The following is a 20,957-nucleotide window of genomic DNA, read 5'->3' on the forward strand; positions in this document are numbered from 1 at the left end:
CGCCGGCGTTTGAGCCCCGGGGGCCCGGCCGCGGTCGGCGTTACGACGTCAGGCGGGCGAGGGCTTCCGTCAGGGGGAGTTCCTCGCGGGTGCCGGAGGCGCGGTCCTGGAGTTCGACCACGGACTCCGCGGAGCGCCGCCCCGCCACGAGGATCCACGGCACGCCGATCAGCTCCGCGTCCGTGAGCTTCACGCCCGGCGACAGCCCGGGCCGGTCGTCCAGCAGGACGCGCAGCCCGGAGCCCGCCAGGGCCGTCGCCGCCTCCTCCGCCAGCGCCAGCGGCACGGCCTTGCCCGCCGCCACCACGTGGACGTCGGCCGGGGCCACCGCCGCCGGCCAGCACAGGCCCCGCTCGTCGGCCGTCTGCTCGGCCAGCGCCGCCACCGCCCGCGAGACGCCGATGCCGTAGGAGCCCATGGTGACGCGGACCGGCTTGCCCTCCTTGCCGAGGACGTCGAGGCCGAAGGCGTCCGCGTACTTGCGGCCCAGCTGGAAGATGTGGCCGATCTCGATGGCGCGGTCCAGGCGCAGTCCGGCGCCGCAGTTCGGGCAGGGGTCGCCGGGTTCGACGACGACCACGTCGAGGTACCGGTCCACCTCGAAGTCGCGGCCGCAGACCACGTTCCGCGCGTGCGTGTCCGCCCGGTTGGCTCCGGTCACCCAGGCCGTGCCGGGCGCGACCCGCGGGTCGGCGAGGTAGCGGACCTTGTCCAGGCCCTGCGGGCCGACGTAGCCGCGTACGAGGTCGGGCCGGTCCGCGAAGTCCTCGGCCGTGACCAGTTCGACCACCGCCGGGGCCAGGTGCTCGCCCAGCTTGCCGAGGTCGACCTCGCGGTTCCCCGGTACGCCCACGGCCACGATCTCGCCGTCCACCTTGACGAGGAGGTTCTTCAGGGTCGCCGAGGCGGGGACGCCCAGGTGCGCCGCGAGGGTCTCGATGGTCGGGGTGTCCGGGGTGTCCACCTCCTCGATGGCCGGGTGCTCGGCGCTCACGGGGGTCAGGGCGAAGGTCACGGCCTCGGTGTTCGCCGCGTAGTCGCAGGACGGGCAGTCCACGAAGGTGTCCTCGCCGGCCCCGGCCGGGGCCAGGAACTCCTCCGACGCCGAGCCGCCCATCGCCCCCGACACCGCCGACACGATCCGGTGGTCGAGGCCGAGCCGCTCGAAGATGCGGACGTACGCCTCGCGGTGGAGCCGGTAGGACTCCTCCAGCCCCTCGTCGGACACGTCGAAGGAGTACGAGTCCTTCATCTGGAACTCGCGCCCGCGCAGCACGCCGGACCGGGGCCGCGCCTCGTCCCGGTACTTGGTCTGGATCTGGTACAGCATGACCGGCAGGTCCTTGTACGAGGTGCACTGGTCCTTGACGACCAGGGTGAAGATCTCCTCGTGGGTGGGGCCGAGGAGGTAGTCGGCGCCCTTGCGGTCCTTGAGCCGGAACAGCAGGTCGCCGTATTCCGACCAGCGCCCGCTGACCTCGTACGGCTCCTTCGGCAGCAGCGCCGGCAGCAGCACCTCCTGGGCGCCGATGGCGTCCATCTCCTCGCGGACGATGCGCGAGACGTTGTCGAGGACCCGCTTGCCGAGCGGCAGCCACGTCCACACCCCGGCCGAGCTGCGCCGGACGTAGCCGGCGCGGACCAGGAGCCGGTGGCTGAGGGTTTCGGCGTCGGCCGGGTCCTCGCGGAGGGTCTTGGCCATCAGGCGGGACATGCGCTGCACGTGTTGCGTAGACATGCCGGGAGGTTACCGGGGCCCGCGCGGGCCCCGGTAATCAATTCAGTGCCTGCTCAGCGGCAGTGTGGCGCCCATGACGGCGTACGGGAGGCTCGCGCTCGGGAAGTGGACCTGGCGGGCGAGGTCGGTGTAGCCGAGGGCCCGGTACAGCCCGCGGGCGGGGCTCTCGGTGTCGATGGCGGAGAGGATCGAGCGGGGCTCGGCGGCGGCGTCGGTGATCCGGGTGATCAGCTCGCGGCCCACTCCGTGGCCCTGGAAGCCGGGGTGGACGTGGAGTTCGGTGATCACGAAGGAGTCGTCGAGCCAGCCCTCGTGCCCGCCGGCCCGCAGGTAGGGCTCGACGATCGTGGACCACCAGTGGGTCCGGTCGTTCGGCATCCCGTACACGAATCCGGTGAGGGCCCCGTCCTCGGCGAACGCCCCGAGGGCGCGGGCGCCGCGGCAGGTCATGTGGCGCTGGACGATGTAGCGCCGGATGCCCACTTCCTCCTCGCTGAGGCCGAAGGCGACGGCCTGCACGCGCAGGGCCTCGTCCACGCGGGCGGCGAGGTCGAAGGGGCCGATGCGGAGTCCGGAAGGCAGCATGCGGCGACCTTACTTCGCGGTAGGGGCGGGCCGGAATGCCATCGGCGGGGTCCGGGTCCGCCTTTTCGATCAGGGCGGTCGGGACCCGGTGGCCCGCTCGGAACGGCACGCTCGGGAGAGTGCGCTCAGAACAGCACGCTCATGAAGGCGCCGACCTCGCGGAAGCCGACCCGCCGGTAGGCGGCCCGCGCGGCGGTGTTGAAGTCGTTCACGTAGAGGCTGACCACGGGAGCGACGTCCCGCAGCGCGTAGGCGACGACGGCGGCCATCCCGGTCTCCGAATGCCCGCGGCCGCGGAACTCGGGGGCCACCCACACGCCCTGGATCTGGCAGGCGCGCGGGGTGGCGGCGCCGATCTCCGCCTTGAAGACGACCTTGCCGTCGTCGACGTGCGCGAAGGAACGGCCGCCGGCGACGAGCTCGGCGACGCGGGCCTGGTAGAGCAGACCGCCGTCCCCGGCCATCGGCGAGATGCCCACCTCCTCGGTGAACATGGCCACGCAGGCGGGCATGATCAGGTCCATCTCGTCCTTGCGGATCCGGCGGACCCGCGAATCCGCCTCGACCGTGGTGGACGGGCGGTCGATGACCATGAGCGGCTGGTGGGAGCGGACCTCGCGGGCCGGTCCCCAGCTGGGCTCCAGGAGCTGCCACAGGAGCCGGGTGGCCTCGGCGGGGCCGACGATGGACGAGCAGCGGCGGCCGGTGCGGCGGGCGCGGTCGGCGAAGGCGCGTACGGCGTCGGGCTCGGCGCAGACGGGGACCAGGTTGGCGCCGGCGTAGCAGAGCGAGCGGAGCTCGCCGTCGGCGTACCAGCCCCACATCTCGCCGCCCAGGCGCCACGGGTCGAGTCCGGCGACCTGGACCCGGGAAGTGACGAAGGCGTTCTCGACCGGCTCGCGTCCGAGGATCTCGAGCGCGGCGTCGAGATCACTGGGCTCAAGGACCCGGGTGGTGGTCTGCGTCAACACTGGGGCCTCACCATGCAAGTCTGCTGATCTCCGCACTGTACCCGGCGATGCCTGGCGATGCCGCGTCGCAGGTCACGCAAAAGCCCCGGCCCCGCCCGCGAACTGCGGGAACGGGGCCGGGGCGGCAGCTTCGGGTGCTCGGACTCCGATGCTCGGGCGCCGATGCTCAGACGCCGATGGCGACGGTGGGCTCGCCGCTCGCGATGCCGTCCTTCTCCATCTGCTCGGCGATCTTCATCGCCTCTTCGATGAGGGTCTCCACGATCTTCGACTCGGGGACGGTCTTGATGACCTCGCCCTTCACGAAGATCTGGCCCTTGCCGTTGCCGGAGGCGACGCCGAGGTCGGCCTCGCGGGCCTCGCCCGGGCCGTTGACGACGCAGCCCATGACCGCGACGCGCAGCGGGACCTCCATGCCCTCCAGGCCCGCCGTGACCTCCTCGGCCAGCTTGTAGACGTCCACCTGCGCGCGCCCGCAGGACGGGCAGGAGACGATCTCCAGGCGGCGCGGCTTGAGGTTGAGCGACTCCAGGATCTGGATGCCGACCTTGATCTCCTCGACCGGCGGGGCCGAGAGGGAGACGCGGATGGTGTCGCCGATGCCCTCGGAGAGCAGCGCGCCGAAGGCGACGGCGGACTTGATGGTGCCCTGGAAGGCGGGGCCGGCCTCGGTGACGCCCAGGTGCAGCGGGTAGTCACAGGCGGCGGCCAGCTGCCGGTAGGCGTTGACCATGACGACCGGGTCGTTGTGCTTGACCGAGATCTTGATGTCGCCGAAGCCGTGCTCCTCGAAGAGGGAGGCCTCCCACAGCGCGGACTCGACCAGCGCCTCGGGGGTGGCCTTGCCGTACTTCTTCAGGAGTCGCGCGTCGAGCGAGCCCGCGTTGACGCCGATCCGGATCGGGGTGCCCGTGTCCTTCGCGGCCCGCGCGATCTCCTTGACCTTGTCGTCGAACTGCTTGATGTTGCCCGGGTTCACGCGGACCGCGGCGCAGCCGGCGTCGATCGCGGCGAACACGTACTTGGGCTGGAAGTGGATGTCGGCGATCACCGGGATCTGCGACTTCTTCGCGATCACCGCGAGCGCGTCGGCGTCGTCCTGCGTCGGGCAGGCCACGCGGACGATGTCGCAGCCGGAGGCGGTCAGCTCGGCGATCTGCTGGAGCGTCGCCCCGATGTCGGAGGTCCTGGTGGTGGTCATCGACTGCACGGAGATCTGTGCGTCGCCACCGACGGCGACCCTGCCGACCTGGATCTTGCGGCTGACCCTGCGGTCGGCAAGCTTCGTCGGCACGGCCGGCATTCCGAGAGAGATGGCAGTCATCTGCTGTGCAACCCCAAGGTGTGGATCAAGGTCCCGAATTCGGCGGGCTCCAGGCTTCGAGATTACGCCAACCACGGGGCGCCCCGTGCATCCGAGGGGGTGAGCCACCCGAACGTAGGGAGCCGGGCACGATGTGTGCCCGGCTCCCGTGGATGCGGGGTAGGGCCCCGCGCCGACTAGGTGATCTTGATGGGGTTCACCACGTCCGCGACCATCACCAGCAGGGTGAAGCAGATGAACAGGCCGGCGACCACGTACGCGACGGGCATCAGCTTCGCCACGTCGAAGGGGCCGGGGTCGGGACGCCGGAAGACCCGCGCGACATTGCGCCGCACCGACTCCCACAGGGCGCCGGCGATGTGCCCGCCGTCGAGCGGGAGCAGCGGCAGCATGTTGAAGAGGAACAGCGAGAGGTTGAAGCCGGCCAGCAGGTTGAGGAAGAACACCAGCTGGTGCTGGGCGGGGATGTCGAGGGTGAAGATCTCCCCGCTGACCCGCGCCGCGCCGACGACGCCCATCGGGCTGTCCTGCTTGCGCTCGGCCCCGTTGAAGGCCGCGTCCCACAGGTCCGGGACCTTGGACGGCAGCTGGACCAGCGACTGGACTCCGGCCTGCATCATCTCGCCCATGCGGTCGACGGACTGGCCGAAGGACTGCGGAACGTAGCCGGAGGCGGGGGCGAAGCCGAGGAAGCCGGCGGTGACGTACTCGTCCTTGACGTACCGGCCGCTGCCGTCGGTCTTGGCGACCTTGTTCTCGATCAGGTTCGCCGTGAGGTCCACGCGCTCCCCGGCCCGCTCGACCGTGATCTTGGCGGGGCCGACGGTGGCGCGGATGTCCTTCTGCAGGGCGGACCAGTCCCGGACCGCGCGGCCGTTGAAGGCGACGATCTTGTCGCCGGCCTTCAGGCCCGCGGCCTTGGCGGGGGCGGCCGGGTCCCCGGCGGCGCACTTGTCGCGCTTCTCGCTCTGCTGGATGACGCAGTCCGAGACGGTGGCGACGGAGGTGGTCTGGGTGTTCAGCCCGAAGGCCATCAGCGTGGTGAGGAAGATCGCCACGGCCAGGATCAGGTTCATGAAGGGGCCGGCGAACATCACGATCACGCGCTTCCACGGCTTGCGCGTGTAGAAGAGCCGGCTCTCGTCCCCGGGCTGGAGCTCCTCGTACGCGGCCGAGCGCGCGTCCTCGATCATCGACCGGAACGGCGAGGTGGAGCGGGCGGTGACCTTCCCGTCCTCGCCGGGCGGGAACATCCCGATCATGCGGATGTAGCCGCCCATGGGGATGGCCTTGATCCCGTACTCGGTCTCGCCCCTGCGCCGCGACCAGATGGTCGGGCCGAAGCCGACCATGTACTGCGGCACGCGGATGCCGAAGAGCTTCGCCGTGGACAGGTGCCCCAGCTCGTGCCAGGCGATGGAGACCAGCAGGCCCACCGCGAAGACCACGACCCCGAGCACCGTCATCAGTAGTGTCATGCGCGCGCCTCCACGGCGGCCCGCGCCGCCATCTCCCGCGCCCGGGCCCTGGCCCAGGCCTCGGCTTCAAGGACGTCCTGGACGGTCAGGGAAGTTCCCGACTCCGGTGTCCCGTGCTCATCGACCACGGCAGAGACGGTATCCATGATTGCTGTGAACGGCAGCCGACCGGCCAGGAACGCCTCCACGCACTCCTCGTTGGCCGCGTTGAACACGGCCGGGGCGGTGCCGCCGAGGGTGCCCACGTGCCGGGCCAGGCCCACGGCGGGGAAGGCCTCGGTGTCCAAGGGGAAGAACTCCCAGGTGGAGGCCTTGGTCCAGTCGAAGGCGGGGGCCGCGTCGGGGATCCGCTGGGGCCAGCCGAGGCCGATCGCGATGGGGCCGCGCATGTCCGGCGGGGTCGCCTGGGCGAGCGTGGAGCCGTCCGTGAACTCCACCATCGAGTGCACGTAGGACTGCGGATGGACCACGACCTCGATGCGGTCGAAGGGGATGTCGTAGAGCAGGTGCGCCTCGATGACCTCCAGCCCCTTGTTGACCAGGGTGGCGCTGTTCACCGTGATCACCGGGCCCATGGCCCAGGTGGGGTGGGCGAGGGCGTCCTTGACGGTGACGTGTCCCAGCTCGGCGCGGGTGCGGCCGCGGAAGGGCCCGCCGGAGGCGGTGACGACGAGCTTGCGCACGTCGGCCCGGGTGCCGGCGGCGAGCGCCTGGAAGAGCGCCGCGTGCTCGGAGTCCACCGGGATGATCTGGCCGGGCTTCGCGAGGGCCTTGACCAGCGGGCCGCCGACGATCAGCGACTCCTTGTTGGCCAGGGCCAGGGTGCGGCCCGCGCGCAGGGCGGCGAGGGTCGGCGCGAGGCCGATGGAACCGGTGATGCCGTTGAGGACGGTGTGGCACTCGGAGGCGGCGAGCTCGGTCGCGGCGTCCGGTCCGGCCAGGATCTCGGGCAGCGGCTCGGACGGACCGTACTGGGCGCTCAGCGCCTCTTTCAGGGCCGGTACGACGTCCTCGCGGGCGACGGCCACGGTCGTGACCCGCAGCAGCCGGGCCTGCTCGGCCAGCAGCCCGACCCGTCCGCCGGCGGCGGACAGTGCGGTGACCCGGAACCGGTCCGGGTTGCGCAGGGCGAGGTCGATGGCCTGCGTGCCGATGGATCCGGTCGACCCGAGGATGACGATGTCCCGGAGGCCGGCCGCGGGGTCGAAGAGGAGGTGCGGATCGGCGAGGGGGGCTGGGCGGTCGCTCATGCCCCCCATTGTTGCCGGAAGTCAGGAGCGGCCGGACACGGAGCCCCCTTCCGTGACGCGGAGCAGCAGGTGCGGGAGGGTGCCGGCGAAGTCCGGGAGGGTGCGGGCCACGCGCCACCAGGCGTCCGGGGCCTCGCCGAGGGCCGCGGCGAACAGCCGGTCGGCCTCGGCGTGGGCGGCGAGGACGGCCTCGGGGTGGTCGTGGCGGTCGGGGTGGTCCACCTCGCCGAGCCAGTGGTCCTCGTCGAGGGCCCAGCAGGCCGGCAGCTTGTGGCGGATCACGTCGATGCCGGTGAGCAGGCCGCGGTCGAGGCAGTCGCGCACCCAGCGGATGTCCTCCCGGACGCTGTCCATCGGGACGGCGAGGCTCGCCAGGGCCAGCTCGCGCTCGACCTCGCCGGGCGGCTCGGCGGCCGCCGGGGCCAGGTGGCGCACCGCCCGGGCGAGCTCGGGGTCGGGCTCCCGCGCGTCGGCCGGCTCGGGCAGGGTCGCGTCGGTCACGGCGGCCACGAGCGCGGGCAGCGGGCCCGGGTGGCCGGGGGCGTGCCTGAGCAGCTCGGCCCACAGGCGCGGGTCGTCCCCGAGCGGGCGCAGGGCCCGCATCACGGCCGTCTGCATGCCGGCCTGTTCGGGCAGGGTCCAGCGCAGGGAGCGGCGGGCGGGGAGGTGGCCGAGGAGCAGGGTGTGGCGGGCGGGGGCGACGTGGGCGACGAGTTCCTCGTGCGTGACGCGGCCCATCCGCACGGCGCGGACGGCGGGCCGGTGCCATGCGCGCTCGTCCTCCGCCCCGGTGGCGAGCAGTCCGTGCACGGTGTGCGGGGGCAGGTCCTCGACGAGCAGCAGGGCCTCGACGGAGCCGGCGGGCAGCGGCCGTCGGAGGTGCTCGGCGAGCAGCAGGTCCGGGTCGGTCCGGTGGCGGAGCGCCAGGATGTCGAGCGGGACCCTGGGCCCGCGCCGGCCGTGGCGGCGCAGCAGGCCGATCAGTTCGGCCGCGGTGAGCGGTTCCTCTTCGGGGTCCCGGCCGAGTTCGGCGCGGAGCACCGGCAGGAGTTCCGGTGGGGTCCGGCGGCGGGCGTAGCGGGCGGGTCCGGGCAGGCCGGGCAGCGGCCGGCCGACGACGCGGGGGTTGCGGGCGATGTAGGTCCGGTCGGCCGCGCCGCCGTGGCGCAGCAGCAGGGTGACGGTCGAGGCCGCCAGCCATTCGTCCCGGCACAGGTACTTGAGGGCGGGCTCGTCGAGCCGGCCGATCATGTCGGTGACGACGTGGTCCGGTGCGTGGCGCAGCAGGTGCGCCACGCACCAGGCCAGCCGTCGGCTGGTGCGGTCTTCCTCGGCCGTCGGCATCGTTCTCGTCCGCCTCGCGCTGTGCTCGTACGCGTACCAGTACTCGTACTCATCCTCGTACGTCTGTCCGACGTCCGGCGATGATCGCAGGTCAGCGGATGGGGCGGTGCACGTTTTTCCGATCGGAGGGTCCGGGTGCGGCGTCCGCGATCCAGGGGCCGTCGCCGGAGGGATCGAGGACGCCCTCCTCCAGCCAGGCGTAGGTGCCGGTGAGGACTCCCGCGACGACCTTGCGGTCGAGGTCGTCGGTGTTGGCCCAGAGCCGGCCGAAGAGTTCCTCGACGCGCAGCCGGGACTGCTCGCAGAAGGCGTCGGCCAGCTGGTACGCCTCGCGGCCGTGCTCGCCGGTGGCGCGCATGTGCTCGGCGCGGACGCAGGCCGCGCTCATCGCGAAGAGCTCGGCGCCGATGTCGACGATCCGGCCGAGGAAGCCCTGCTTGGTCTCCATGCGGCCCTGCCAGCGGGACATGGCGTAGAAGGTGGACCGGGCGAGTTTGCGGGCGCTGCGTTCCACGTAGCGCAGGTGGGTGGCGAGGTCGGGGTGGCCGCCGGGGTGGAAGGCCCGGTAGGTGCCGGGGACCTGGCCGGGGCCGGTGGCCAGCCTGGGCAGCCAGCGGGCGTAGAACCCGGCGGCGCGGGCGCCCGCCTTCGCCTTGTCGCCGAGTGCCTTGTCGGGGTCGATGAGGTCGCCGGCGACCGAGAGGTGGGCGTCGACGGCCTCGCGGGCGATCAGCAGGTGCATGATCTCCGTCGAGCCCTCGAAGATCCGGTTGATGCGCAGGTCGCGGAGCATCTGCTCGGCGGGGACGGCGCGCTCGCCGCGGGCGGCCAGCGACTCGGCGGTCTCGAAGCCGCGCCCGCCGCGGATCTGGACCAGCTCGTCGGCCATCAGGCAGGCCATCTCGGAGCCGTAGAGCTTGGCGAGGGCGGCCTCGATGCGGATGTCGTTGCGGTCCTCGTCGGCCATCTGGGAGGCGAGGTCCACGACCGCTTCGAGGGCGAAGGTGGTGGCGGCGATGAAGGAGATCTTGGCGCCGACCGCCTCGTGCTTCGCGACGGGCCGGCCCCACTGCTCCCGTACGCCGGACCATTCGCGGGCGATCTTCAGGCACCATTTGCCGGCGCCGACGCACATGGCGGGCAGCGACAGCCGGCCGGTGTTGAGGGTGGTGAGGGCGATCTTGAGGCCGGCGCCCTCGGCGCCGATGCGCTGGGCGGCCGGGACCCGTACGCCGTGGAAGCGGGTGACGCCGTTCTCCAGGCCGCGCAGGCCCATGAAGGCGTTGCGGTGCTCGACGGTGATGCCCGGGGAGTCGGCCTCGACGACGAAGGCGGTGATCCCGCCGCGGTGGTTCTCCGATTTCGGGACGCGGGCCATCACGACGAGGAGGTCCGCGACCACCCCGTTGGTGGTCCACAGCTTCACCCCGTCGAGGACGTACGCGTCCTCGCCGTCCGGGACCGCGGTGGTGGCCAGCCGCGCCGGGTCGGAGCCGACGTCCGGCTCGGTGAGCAGGAAGGCGCTGATGGCGGTGGTGGCGCAGCGCGGCAGGTAGGCGTCCTTCTGCTCCTGCGTGCCGAACATCTTCAGCGGCTGCGGTACGCCGATCGACTGGTGGGCGGAGAGGAGGGCGCCGATGGCCGGGCTGACCGAGCCGACGAGGGCGAGCGCCTTGTTGTAGTAGACCTGGGTGAGGCCGAGGCCGCCGTACTTGGGGTCGATCTTCATGCCGAGGGCGCCGAGCTCCTTGAGCCCGCGCACGGTCTCGTCGGGGATCCTCGCCTCGCGCTCGATGCGGGCGCCGTCGATCTCCGTTTCGCAGAAGACCCGCAGCCGGGCCAGGAAGGCCTCGCCGCGCCGGACGTCCTCGTCGGCGGGCAGCGGGTGGGGATGGATCAGGTCGAGCCGGAACCGTCCGAGGAAGAGTTCCTTGGCGAAACTGGGTTTGCGCCAGTCCTGTTCCCGGGCCGCTTCCGCGACCTGCCGTGCCTCGCGCTCGGTCACCTTGGGCTGTGTGCCGCCGGGCGGTACGGGCTGTGCGGGCTGTGCTGGCTGTGCGGGCTGTGTTGCGGACATGAGGGGACTCACCTCGCCGCCGGAGTCGGGGTTCATCGGATTACCAGCCGGTGCTACCTGTGAGTCGTACCCAATGTCGGCGGGATGGAAAAGGGGAACGGCTGGAGCCCTCGCACACCGACCTCCCGGTCACCCACCTGACCTGCGCTTTCTCGCCGATCTACGCGGACACGGCGGCGCCCGGGCCGGCATCTTCACTCATCTGTCCGAACCCGCCCGGATGCGACAACCGGCCGACCGGCGACTTTCATGATCGAACAGGGCGGACGATCACCTCGTCCTCGCTACGATGGCAGCGCCGGGGCCGCTCGGCGCCCGGCCGACGAGAAGGGCTCCATGCGCGCCGATGATGTCCAGCCCGGCATCCGCCTGACCGGGCTGTCGTCGGGAACGGTCACCGTCGTGGCCGTCACACCGATCGGCGACGCCCTCCAGGTCACCATCCGGAACGACCGCGGACACCTGTCCGACCAGGTCCTCTTCCCCCACGACATCGCCTCGCTCCGGCCGGAGGCACCGCGCTCGCGGTGGTCGTTCGACGCCGACCCTGCCCGGTTCCGGCTGGCCGCCGAGGCGCTGCGGATGCGGCACGCGGGCCTGTCGGACCCCATGCCGGCGGTGGAGGCCAGCGACATCGACCCCCTGCCCCACCAGATCCGCGCCGTCTACGGCTCCATGCTGAGCCGGCCCGGTTCCCTGCGCTTCCTGCTCGCGGACGACCCGGGAGCCGGAAAGACGATCATGGCCGGCCTGTACCTCAAGGAGCTGCTGCTCCGCGGGGACGTGCAGCGCTGCCTGATCGTCGCGCCCGGCGGCCTGGTCGAGCAGTGGCAGACCGAACTCGCGGAGAAGTTCGGGATCGAGATGACCGTCCTGAGCCGCGACCTCGCCGAGGCCGTCCGCGACGGCGACCCGTTCCGTCACCACCCGATGCTGATCGCGCGCATGGACCAGCTGGCCCGCAACGACGAGTGGCAGGCGCTGCTCGCCGGGTCGGAGTGGGACCTCATCGTCGTGGACGAGGCCCACCGCATGAGCGCCTCCTGGTTCGGCGGCGAACTCAAGCGCACCCGCCGCTACGACCTGGGCCGGCTGCTCGGCGGGATCACCCGGCACTTCCTGCTCATGACGGCGACCCCGCACTCCGGGTCGGAGGCCGACTTCCAGACCTTCCTCGCCCTGCTGGACCCCGACCGGTACGACGGCCAGTACCGCCAGGGCGTGCACTCCACCGACACCACCGGACTGATGCGCCGGATGGTCAAGGAGGACCTCCTCACCTTCGAGGGCAAACCGCTCTTCCCCGAGCGGGTGGCGGAGACCGTCGCGTACACCCTCTCCCCGCAGGAGATGCTCCTGTACGAAGAGGTCACCGCGTACGTGCGCACCGAGATGAACCGGGCCGAGCAGGCCGACGGCAGGCGGCGTACGGTCGGCTTCGCGCTCACCGTCATGCAGCGGCGCCTCGCGTCCAGTCCCGAGGCGATCCACCGGTCGATCCGGCGCCGCATCGCCCGCCTGCGCACCCACCGCGAGCAGACCCTGGCGGGCCCGTTCGTCCCCCCGCCCGGGGCCCCGTCCTTCGACCCGGACGACTTCGACCCCGACGAGCTGGGCTCCGCAGAGCTGGAGCAGCTGGAGAACGAGGTCCTGGACTCCGCGACCGCCGCGCGCACCGCGGCCGAGCTGGACGCCGAGCTCGCGGTCCTGGCGCGCCTGGAGGAGATCGCCCTGCGGGTGCGGTCCTCGGGCGAGGACCGCAAGTGGCAGGAGCTGCGCTCCCTCGTGCTGAAGGCCCGTGAGGACGGTCTGGAGGGGGCCGGGCGGGCCCCGCTCAAGCTCATCGTGTTCACCGAGCACCGCGACACCCTCGACTACCTCGCGGGCCGCATCACCACCCTGCTGGGCGGGGACGACGACGCCGTGCGCACGATCCACGGCGGGACCTCGCGGCAGGCGCGCCGGGAGGTCCGCACCGAGTTCACCAACGACCCTCGCTGCCACGTCCTGATCGCCACCGATGCCGCCGGCGAGGGCCTGAACCTCCAGGCCGCCCACCTGATGGTCAACTACGACCTCCCCTGGAACCCCAACCGGATCGAGCAGCGCTTCGGACGCATCCACCGCATCGGCCAGCGGGAGGTCTGCCGGCTGTGGAACCTCGTGGCCTCCGAGACCAGGGAGGGCCAGGTCTTCCAGCGGCTGCTGACCAAGATCGAGCAGCAGCGGCGCGCCTACGGCGGCAAGGTCTTCGACGTCCTGGGCGAGAACGCCTTCGCGGACGAACCGCTGCGCGACCTGCTCATGCGGGCCGTCCGCTACGGCGAGCGGCCCGAGGTCCGGGCCTACCTGGACCAGGTCATCGACAAGTCCGTCTCCGACGGCCTGGAGGAATTGATCAGGGAACGCGCCCTGGCCACCCCGGAGATCGGGCTGGAGGAGCTGGCCGGGCTGCGGCGGCGGATGGACGAGGCCCGGGCCCGGCGCATGCAGCCGCACTTCGTGCAGGCCTTCGTCATGGAGTCCCTGCGCGCCCTGGGCGGGCGGGCCTCCAGGCGGGAGAAGGACCGGTTCGAGCTGACCCGGGTACCGGCCGTCCTGCGCGAGGGCAGGCGTACGGTCAGCCCGCGCTACGCACGCGTCACCTTCGATCCGTCGGCCGTGGTGCTGGCCGGCCGCCCGGACGCCGAGCTCATAGCCCCCGGTCATCCGCTGATGGACGCGCTCGTCACCGAGGTCCTGGCCCGGTACGGCGACACCCTGACCCGCGGGACCACCTTCCTGGACCGGACCGCCACCGCTCCCCAGCTCGTGTTCACCCTGCTGGAGGAGCTCTCGGACGGGCACGGCACCGCGATCGGCAAGAGGTTCGCGTACGTCTCCGTACAGCCGGACGGAACGGCGCAGCCGGCCGGCCCCGCCCCGTACCTCGACCTGTCCCTGCCCACGGGCCCGGACCCCGAGCAGCACGCCGCACTGGCCCGGGCCGTCGCCGCCGAGCTGTCCTCGGCGTGGCTCGCCGACGGGGTGGAGCGGATCGCCCGGGACTGGGCGGTCGAGCACGGCCTGCCCGAGCACCGCGCCGACGTCGTCGCCCGCGTGGTGCCGGCCGTCGAGCGCACGCGCAAGCTCGTACGCCGGCGGCTGATGGCCCAGATGAACTACTGGGACGGCGAGTCGATCAAGCTCGCCGAGGCGCAGGCGGCCGGCCGGAAGGTCCGCGTCTCGCCGGCCACCGCACGCGAGCGCGCCCGGTCACTGGAGGCCCGGCTCGAGCGCCGCCAAGCCGGCCTCGACCTCGAGGCCCAGGTCAACGTGCACCTGCCGCAGATCATCAGCGCCGCGCTGGTCCTGCCCGCCTCGGTCGTCCCCGACCCCGCCGGCGAACCGCCGGCGCCCGCCGCCTTCGCCGCGGACACCACCGTCACCGAGCGCCGGGCCGTCGACGCCGTACTGGCCGCCGAGCGCCGGCTCGGCCGGGTGCCCGAGGAGATGCCGCACTCCAACAAGGGCTTCGACATCCGTTCCCTCATGCCCGACGGCCACCTGCTCTTCATCGAGGTCAAGGGCCGGGTGCTGGGCGCCGACACCTTCACGGTCACCACCGGCGAGGTCGGCTACGCCAAGAACGCCGAGCCCCGCTACCGGCTCGCGCTGGTCTCCGTCGACCCCGACACCCCCGACGGATCCGCCGACCAGGTCCGCTACGTGCTCAACCCCTTCGCCGACCTCGTCCTCGACACGTACGTCGACGACCTGCGCCGCAAGTGGAAGGCCGAGTGGGAACGCGGTGTGGAGCCCCTCTGACGCACAGCAGCCATGCCCCTACCCTCCGCTCGAAAGCCACCCGAGGCACGGTTCGAGCGCCTCGGAAACTAAATTGAGTAGGTGAACACCGCAGTGCAGCCCGGAACGCCGTCAGGCTCCGTCCCCCGACGCAAGCTCATCGAGGTCTCCCTCCCGCTGGAGGACATCAACGCCGAGTCGGCCCGAGAGAAGTCGATCCGCCACGGACACCCGTCCACGCTGCACCTGTGGTGGGCCCGCCGCCCCCTGGCGGCCGCACGGGCGGTGCTGTTCGCCCAGCTCGTCGACGACCCCTCCTCGCATCCCGAGCTGTTCCCCACCGAGGAGGAGCAGAAGAGCGAGCGCGAGCGCCTGCACGGCATCATCCGCCGGCTGGTGGTCTGGGAGAACATCAGCGACGAGGGCCTGTACCGGGAAGCCCACGAGGAGATCCTCAAGAGCACCGGAGGGAACCCGCCGGCCGTCCTGGACCCCTTCGCGGGCGGCGGGACGATCCCGTTGGAGGCGCAGCGCCTGGGCCTGGCGGCGCACGCCAGCGACCTCAACCCGGTGCCGGTCCTGATCAACAAGACCCTGATCGAAACCCCGCCGAAGTTCGCGGGTCGGCCCCCCGTCTTCCCGGGCGTGGAGGAGAGCCGCATGGGCCCCTGGCCCCGCGCCACGGGTCTGGCGGAGGACGTCCGCCGCTACGGCGCCTGGATGCGGGACCGCGCCCAGGAGCGCCTGGGGCACCTGTACCCCACCGCTCGGGTGCCGGTTCCGGGACGCGACGGAGAGCCCACGGGCAAGACCGCCGAGGCCACCGTCATCGCGTGGATCTGGGCCCGTACGGTGGCCTGCCCGAACCCGGCGTGCGGCATCCGGATGCCGCTGGTGCGTTCCTGGTGGCTGGGCAAGAAGAAGGGCAAGGAGGCGTACGTCGTCCCGACGGTGGTGGACGACGCGTCGGCGCCCGGCGGGCGGCGGGTGGAGTTCGGCATCGGCCACGACCCGAAGCAGGCCCCCACGAAGACGCACGACGGGACCATGACGAGCAGCAGGGGCGCCACCTGCGTCGCCTGTGAGGGATTCGTCGAGCTGACGGCCATCCGGTCCGAGGGAGCCGCCGGCCGGATCGGCGTCCAGCTGCTCGCCGTGGTCGCGGAGGGCAACCGCCGCCGCATCTACCTGGCTCCGGACTCGGAACACGCACGGGCGGCCGAGGTCCCGCGGCCGGACGACGCGCCCATGGGCTCCATCGCGACGAACCCGCGCTGGTTCTCGCCGCCCCAGTACGGCCTGACCGAGTTCTCCGACCTGTTCACCGACCGTCAGCTCACCACGCTGATGACCTTCACCGACCTCATCGGCGAGGCCCGCGAGCAGGTGCTCGCCGACGCCCTCGCCGCGGGCCTGCCCGCGGGCGCCCGGCTGGCGCAGGGCGGTACGGGGGCCGAGGCGTACGCGGACGCGGTCGCCACGTACCTGGGCCAGGCGGTGAGCCGCCTGTCCTCCACCAACTCGTCGCTGTGCCGCTGGAACTCCGCGCCCTCGAAGGAGAGCGTCTCCGACACGTTCTCCCGGCACGCCCTGCCCATGCTCTGGGACTTCGCCGAGGGGAACACGTTCTGCAAGGGACCGTGTGACATCGAGTGGAGCGCGACCTGGGTGTCCCGGGCCCTGGACATGCTGCCCGCGTCCACGCAGGGCACGGTCACCCAGGCGGACGCGGCCGGCCGTGACTACACGGGCCTCCTCGTGTCGACGGACCCTCCCTACTACGACAACATCGGGTACTCCGATCTGTCGGACTTCTTCTACGTCTGGCTGCGCCGGTCCCTGCGCGGCATCCACCCGGACCTGTTCCAGACGATGCTCGTCCCCAAGGCGGAGGAGCTCGTCGCGAACCCGTACCGGCACGGGAGCAAGGAGAACGCGGAGGAGTTCTTCGAGAACGGGTTCCAGCACGTCTTCGCCCACGCCCGGGAGACGGCTTCGCCCGACTACCCCATCACCGTCTTCTACGCCTTCAAGCAGGCCGAGCTGGAGAAGGAGGGCGTCGCCTCCACCGGGTGGTCCACCTTCCTGGAGGGCATGGTCCGCAACGGCTGGACCATCACCGCGACGTGGCCCGTCCGTTCGGAGCGCGGCGGCCGGATGATCTCGGTGGGCACCAACGCGCTGGCCTCCTCGATCGTGCTGGCCCTGCGGCCCCGCGAGACGACCGCACCCGCGACGGACCGCACGGGGTTCCTGGCGGCGCTGCACACCGAACTGGACGAGGCGCTGCCCCGGATCCGCGAGGGCGCCATCGCGCCGGCGGACCTGCGGCAGACGATCCTCGGCCCCGGCATGGCCGTGTTCTCCCGGTTCTCCCGGGTGCTGGAGGACGACGGCTCCACGATGTCGGTGAAGACCGCGCTGGCGCTGATCAACCAGACCTTCGACTCGCTGCAGAACGAGCACGACGCCGAGCTGGACGCCGACACCCGTTTCTGCCTGGACTGGTTCCGCTCCTACGGCTGGGACACGCGCCCCTACGGTGACGCCGAGTCGCTGGCCGTACCGCTGGGCCTGTCGGTGGACGGGATCGCCCGCGGCGGCACCCTCACCTCCGGCGCCGGCAAGGTCGCGCTGGTCAAACCGCAGGACATGGACCCGCGGTGGGTGCCGGCCCACGACGACCGGCTGTCGCTGTGGGAGGTCACCTGCCACCTGGCGCGCGCGTACGCGACCGAGGGGCGCGAGGAGGCCGCCCGGCTGATGTCCGAGGTGACGGGCAGGGTGGACCTCGACGAGGTCAACCGCCTGGCCACCCGCCTGTACGAACTGATGGAGTCTCAGGACTCCTCGACCGCCGGCCTGTTCAACGGGCTCGGCGGCGCGTGGGCGGACGTCTCCGCGACGTCGACCACGATCCGCCCGGCCGCTGTGGCCGAGATGCTCTTTGGGGAGGAGATCTGATGGCGCTGACGAACAACGAGAAGGTACTGCGCAGCTTCGAGCAGCTGCTGGAGGGCATGCGTCCGTGGGTCGACATGCGCATGTCGACCCAGGCGCCGGCCGGCAAGGACTGGATCGAGCTGATCTCGGCCGAGGACACGGCGAAGTTCGGTACGGCCAAGACGTACTCGCGGGAGGACGTGCGGTTCCTGCTGCGCGTCGTCACCGAACGCTGGAAGGTCTTCGAGAAGGACCTCTCCCGCCCGCAGTCCGCCCTCGCCTCCGAACTGCGGGAGACGGCGAACGCGGCGCACCACGGCCAGAAGTTCTCCTCGGACGACACCTACCGCGCCCTGGACACGATCGAGCGTCTGCTGACGGTGATCGGCGCCGGTGACGAGGCCGACGCGGTGGCGAAGATGCGCATGGAACACCAGCGGGAGGTCTTCGAGAAGCAGACCCGCAACCGGCTGATGCGCGAGGCGCAGGCGGTCAGGGTGGCCGGCATGCTGGCCGGTACGGCGATCAAGCCGTGGCGCGAGGTCATCCGGCCGCACGCCGACGTGATCCGCGGGCAGTTCTCCGCCGCCGAGTTCGCCGCCGACCTGTACGCGGTGGCCCATGGCCACACCGCGGCGCCGGAGTACCTGAACCCGGCCGAGTTCTTCTCCCGTACCTACCTCACCAGCGGTCTGTCCGACCTGCTGACCCGTGCGCTCAAGCGCCTGTCCGGGGACGCCGGCGCGAGCCCGGTGGTGAACCTGCAGACCCAGTTCGGCGGCGGCAAGACGCACTCGATGCTGGCCCTGTACCACCTGTTCTCCGAGGGGCTGGCCACGAGCGAGCTGTCCCAGGGCGTGCAGGACGTCGTGCACGCCGCCCTGCCCGCGGCCGAGGACGACCCGCTGCGGTCGCTGGACGTCCGTCGGGTCACCCTGGTGGGCACGAAGCTCTCCCCGAGCCAGCCGATCGTCAAGGACGACGGCACCCCGGTCCGCACGATCTGGGGGGAGCTGGCCTGGCAGCTCGGCGGGCGCGCGGCGTACGACCGCGTCGCGATGGCCGATGCCACCGGCACCGATCCGGGTGACGCCCTCGACGCCGTCGTGCGCGACGTCGTCGCCGACGGCAAGAGCGTGCTGATCCTCATCGACGAGTGGGTGGCCTACGCCCGCCAGCTCGTGGGGCGCGACGACCTGCCCGGCGGATCCTTCGCCACCCAGCACACCTTCGCCCAGCACCTGACCGAGATGGCCAAGTCCGTCCCGGGCGTCATGCTCGTGGTCTCCATCCCCGCCTCCGACTCCCTGGACAACGGCGGCGGCGGCTCGGCGCTGGAGGTGGGCGGCCCCAACGGGCACGTCGCCCTGGAGACCCTGCAGCACACCATCGGCCGCAACGCGGACGACTGGCGGCCCGCCAACAACATCGAGTCCTTCGAGATCGTGCGCCGGCGCCTGTTCGAAGAGCCCGATGCCGTGGCCCTGGCGGACATCTCCGCCGTGGCCAAGCAGTACGTGAAGTACTACCAGGAGAACACCGGGTTCTTCCCGCGCGAGACGACCACCGGCGAGTACGAGCAGCGCATCCGCGCGGCGTACCCGATCCATCCCGAGCTGTTCGACCGGCTCTACGAGGACTGGTCGACGCTGCCGAAGTTCCAGCGCACCCGCGGGGTGCTGCGCCTGATGAGCGTGGTCATCAACGCGCTGTGGGCGGCCCACGACACCACGCCGCTCATCACGCCGGGCGCGGTGCCCGTCCACGACACCCAGGTCTTCAGCGAGATCACCAAGTACCTGGACGACAACTGGAAGCCGGTGGTGGACAAGGACGTCGACGGCGAGGGGGCCACCCCGGTCCAGATCGACCGCGAGCGTCCCTCGTTCGGGCAGCGGGCGCTGACCCGGCGCGTCGCGCGGTCGGTGTTCATCGCGACCGTCCCGACGCTGCGTTCGGCGCACAAGGGCGTCGACATGCAGCAGCTCCGCCTGGGCACCGCGGTACCCGGCGACGTCATGACCCACATCGGTGACGCCCGCGCCCTGCTGGGCCAGCGGGCCACGTACTTCTACGAGGACGGCGACCGCTCCTGGTACGACCTGGCGGCCTCGGTCTCCCGGGTGGCGGCCGACCGGGCCGCCGGCTACGGCGAGGCCGACGTGCACGCCACGATCGTCGAACGCCTCAAGGCCATGGGCAAGGCGCCCAAGGCGTCCTTCGGTGCCGTGCACGCCGCGCCCCTCGACACCGGGGACATCCCCGACTCCGAGGTCCTCAAGCTCGTGGTGCTGCACCCGAGGTTCACCTGGGGCAAGGACGCCTCCACCGCCGCGGACTTCGCCGAGCGTCTCCTGAGGGAGTCCGGCAGCGGGCAGCGCCAGCGGCGCAACATGCTGGTCATGGTCGCCGCCGATCGCGAGACCTACCCCGAGCTCGACGGGGTGGTGCGCGAGTACCGGGCCTGGCAGTCCATCGCCGACGAGGCCGAGGAGCTCGAACTCAGCGCCCAGCAGCGCAAGCAGTCCGTCACCCGCGCCCGCCAGCTGGACGCGGCGGTCGACGACCGCATCCGCGCGGCCTTCACCGCGGCGCTGGTCCCGACCGAGGTGCCCGGCCAGAGGCCGACCATCTCCTTCACCCGTGTCGCCAAGGACGGCGGGCCCCTGGCCGAGCGCGTCACCGCGGCGCTCAAGGCCAAGGGGTGGATCACCCCCGTACTGGGGGCCACGCTCGTCCGCATGGCCCTCGAAAACGCCCTGGCCAACGCCTGGGGCAAGGGGCACGTGCGGTTCGGCGACCTGTGGTCCTGGTACACGCAGTACCCGTACCTGAAGCGCCTGCCCAACCGGCAGGTGCTCGAACAGGCCGTGCTCAGCGCCGCCGACGTCCTCCTGTGGCAGCAGGACGCCTTCGCCCTCGCCGACGGCTACGACGAGACCGCCGACGAGTACCGGAACCTGTGGATCCACGGCGACAGGACCGAACCCGGTTTCGTCACGGACGACACGCTCCTCGTCCAGCCGGGACGAGCGGTGGCCCAGCGCGCCCGGGTCGTCGCCACCCCGCCGGCCGAGCCGGTCCTCCCGGCGGAGGGCGCGGCCCACCACGGGACGGGTACCCCGCAGCCGGGCACCGCCGCTCCTCGCCCGGCGGGCACCGGCCCCCAGCCCCCGCTGCCGGCGGCCAGGAAGGCCGCGCGGAGGTTCTGGGGCGTCAAGACCCTCAACCCGAACCGCCCGGCCGCGGACTTCGCCACCATCCAGCAGGAGGTGCTCGCGCACCTCGAAGCGGCAGACGGCGTACGGCTGGAGGTCCGCATCGAGATCACCGCGACCACCGCCGACGGGTTCACGGAACAGCAGGTGCGCACCGTCCGCGAGAACGCCGTCCAGCTGAAGTTCGAGGACAGCGGCTTCGAGGAGAACTGACCGGGAGAACGGACACAAAAAGAGACGGCC

11 protein-coding genes are annotated in these 20,957 nt (G+C 71.9%); 3 read left to right on the forward strand and 8 right to left on the reverse strand.

What is annotated here, in order from left to right; genetic code table 11:
• Window positions 1–40 precede the first annotated feature (40 nt).
• From ACFYZ4_RS18780 to ACFYZ4_RS18815, 8 genes are all read right to left on the reverse strand, one after another.
• Window positions 41–1,738: a proline--tRNA ligase gene (locus ACFYZ4_RS18780; protein ID WP_390784388.1), complete on the reverse strand. Its 1,698-nt coding sequence runs from the start codon at window positions 1,736–1,738 to the stop codon at window positions 41–43.
• Between the two features lie 42 nt (window positions 1,739–1,780).
• Window positions 1,781–2,323 (reverse strand): GNAT family N-acetyltransferase, encoded by a 543-nt coding sequence (locus tag ACFYZ4_RS18785; protein ID WP_351288796.1) that lies wholly within the window; start codon window positions 2,321–2,323, stop codon window positions 1,781–1,783.
• Between the two features lie 125 nt (window positions 2,324–2,448).
• Window positions 2,449–3,294 carry a GNAT family N-acetyltransferase gene (locus ACFYZ4_RS18790; protein WP_351588761.1) on the reverse strand — a complete coding sequence of 282 codons (846 nt, stop codon included), beginning with the start codon at window positions 3,292–3,294 and terminating at the stop codon, window positions 2,449–2,451.
• A 166-nt stretch (window positions 3,295–3,460) separates the two neighbouring features.
• A complete protein-coding gene (gene ispG / locus ACFYZ4_RS18795) occupies window positions 3,461–4,618 on the reverse strand; it encodes a flavodoxin-dependent (E)-4-hydroxy-3-methylbut-2-enyl-diphosphate synthase (RefSeq protein WP_351288800.1) in 1,158 nt (385 codons plus the stop codon).
• A gap of 176 nt (window positions 4,619–4,794) precedes the next feature.
• Window positions 4,795–6,096 carry a M50 family metallopeptidase gene (locus ACFYZ4_RS18800; RefSeq protein ID WP_384340952.1) on the reverse strand — a complete coding sequence of 434 codons (1,302 nt, stop codon included), beginning with the start codon at window positions 6,094–6,096 and terminating at the stop codon, window positions 4,795–4,797.
• Window positions 6,093–7,346: a 1-deoxy-D-xylulose-5-phosphate reductoisomerase gene (gene dxr, locus ACFYZ4_RS18805; RefSeq protein WP_351588758.1), complete on the reverse strand. Its 1,254-nt coding sequence runs from the start codon at window positions 7,344–7,346 to the stop codon at window positions 6,093–6,095. The genes ACFYZ4_RS18800 and dxr overlap by 4 nt, the downstream gene beginning before the upstream one ends.
• A 21-nt stretch (window positions 7,347–7,367) precedes the next feature.
• Window positions 7,368–8,690 carry a hypothetical protein gene (locus ACFYZ4_RS18810; RefSeq protein WP_390784389.1) on the reverse strand — a complete coding sequence of 441 codons (1,323 nt, stop codon included), beginning with the start codon at window positions 8,688–8,690 and terminating at the stop codon, window positions 7,368–7,370.
• 91 nt (window positions 8,691–8,781) lie between these two features.
• A complete protein-coding gene (locus tag ACFYZ4_RS18815; protein ID WP_351288808.1) occupies window positions 8,782–10,767 on the reverse strand; it encodes an acyl-CoA dehydrogenase family protein in 1,986 nt (661 codons plus the stop codon).
• 336 nt (window positions 10,768–11,103) lie between these two features.
• Here ACFYZ4_RS18815 and ACFYZ4_RS18820 point away from each other — a divergent pair, with 336 nt between their 5' ends.
• From ACFYZ4_RS18820 to ACFYZ4_RS18830, 3 genes are all read left to right on the forward strand, one after another.
• Window positions 11,104–14,574: a helicase-related protein gene (locus tag ACFYZ4_RS18820; RefSeq protein WP_390784390.1), complete on the forward strand. Its 3,471-nt coding sequence runs from the start codon at window positions 11,104–11,106 to the stop codon at window positions 14,572–14,574.
• 81 nt (window positions 14,575–14,655) lie between these two features.
• Window positions 14,656–17,517, forward strand: a complete 2,862-nt coding sequence (locus ACFYZ4_RS18825) for a DUF1156 domain-containing protein (protein ID WP_390784391.1) — start codon at window positions 14,656–14,658, stop codon at window positions 17,515–17,517.
• On the forward strand, window positions 17,517–20,927 hold the full coding sequence (locus tag ACFYZ4_RS18830) for a Swt1 family HEPN domain-containing protein (protein WP_390784392.1): 3,411 nt from the start codon (window positions 17,517–17,519) through the stop codon (window positions 20,925–20,927). The genes ACFYZ4_RS18825 and ACFYZ4_RS18830 overlap by 1 nt, the downstream gene beginning before the upstream one ends.
• Window positions 20,928–20,957: the final 30 nt, after the last annotated feature.

Origin of the sequence: Streptomyces sp. NPDC001513, assembly GCF_042894695.1 — a bacterium.
Taxonomy (GTDB): domain Bacteria; phylum Actinomycetota; class Actinomycetes; order Streptomycetales; family Streptomycetaceae; genus Streptomyces.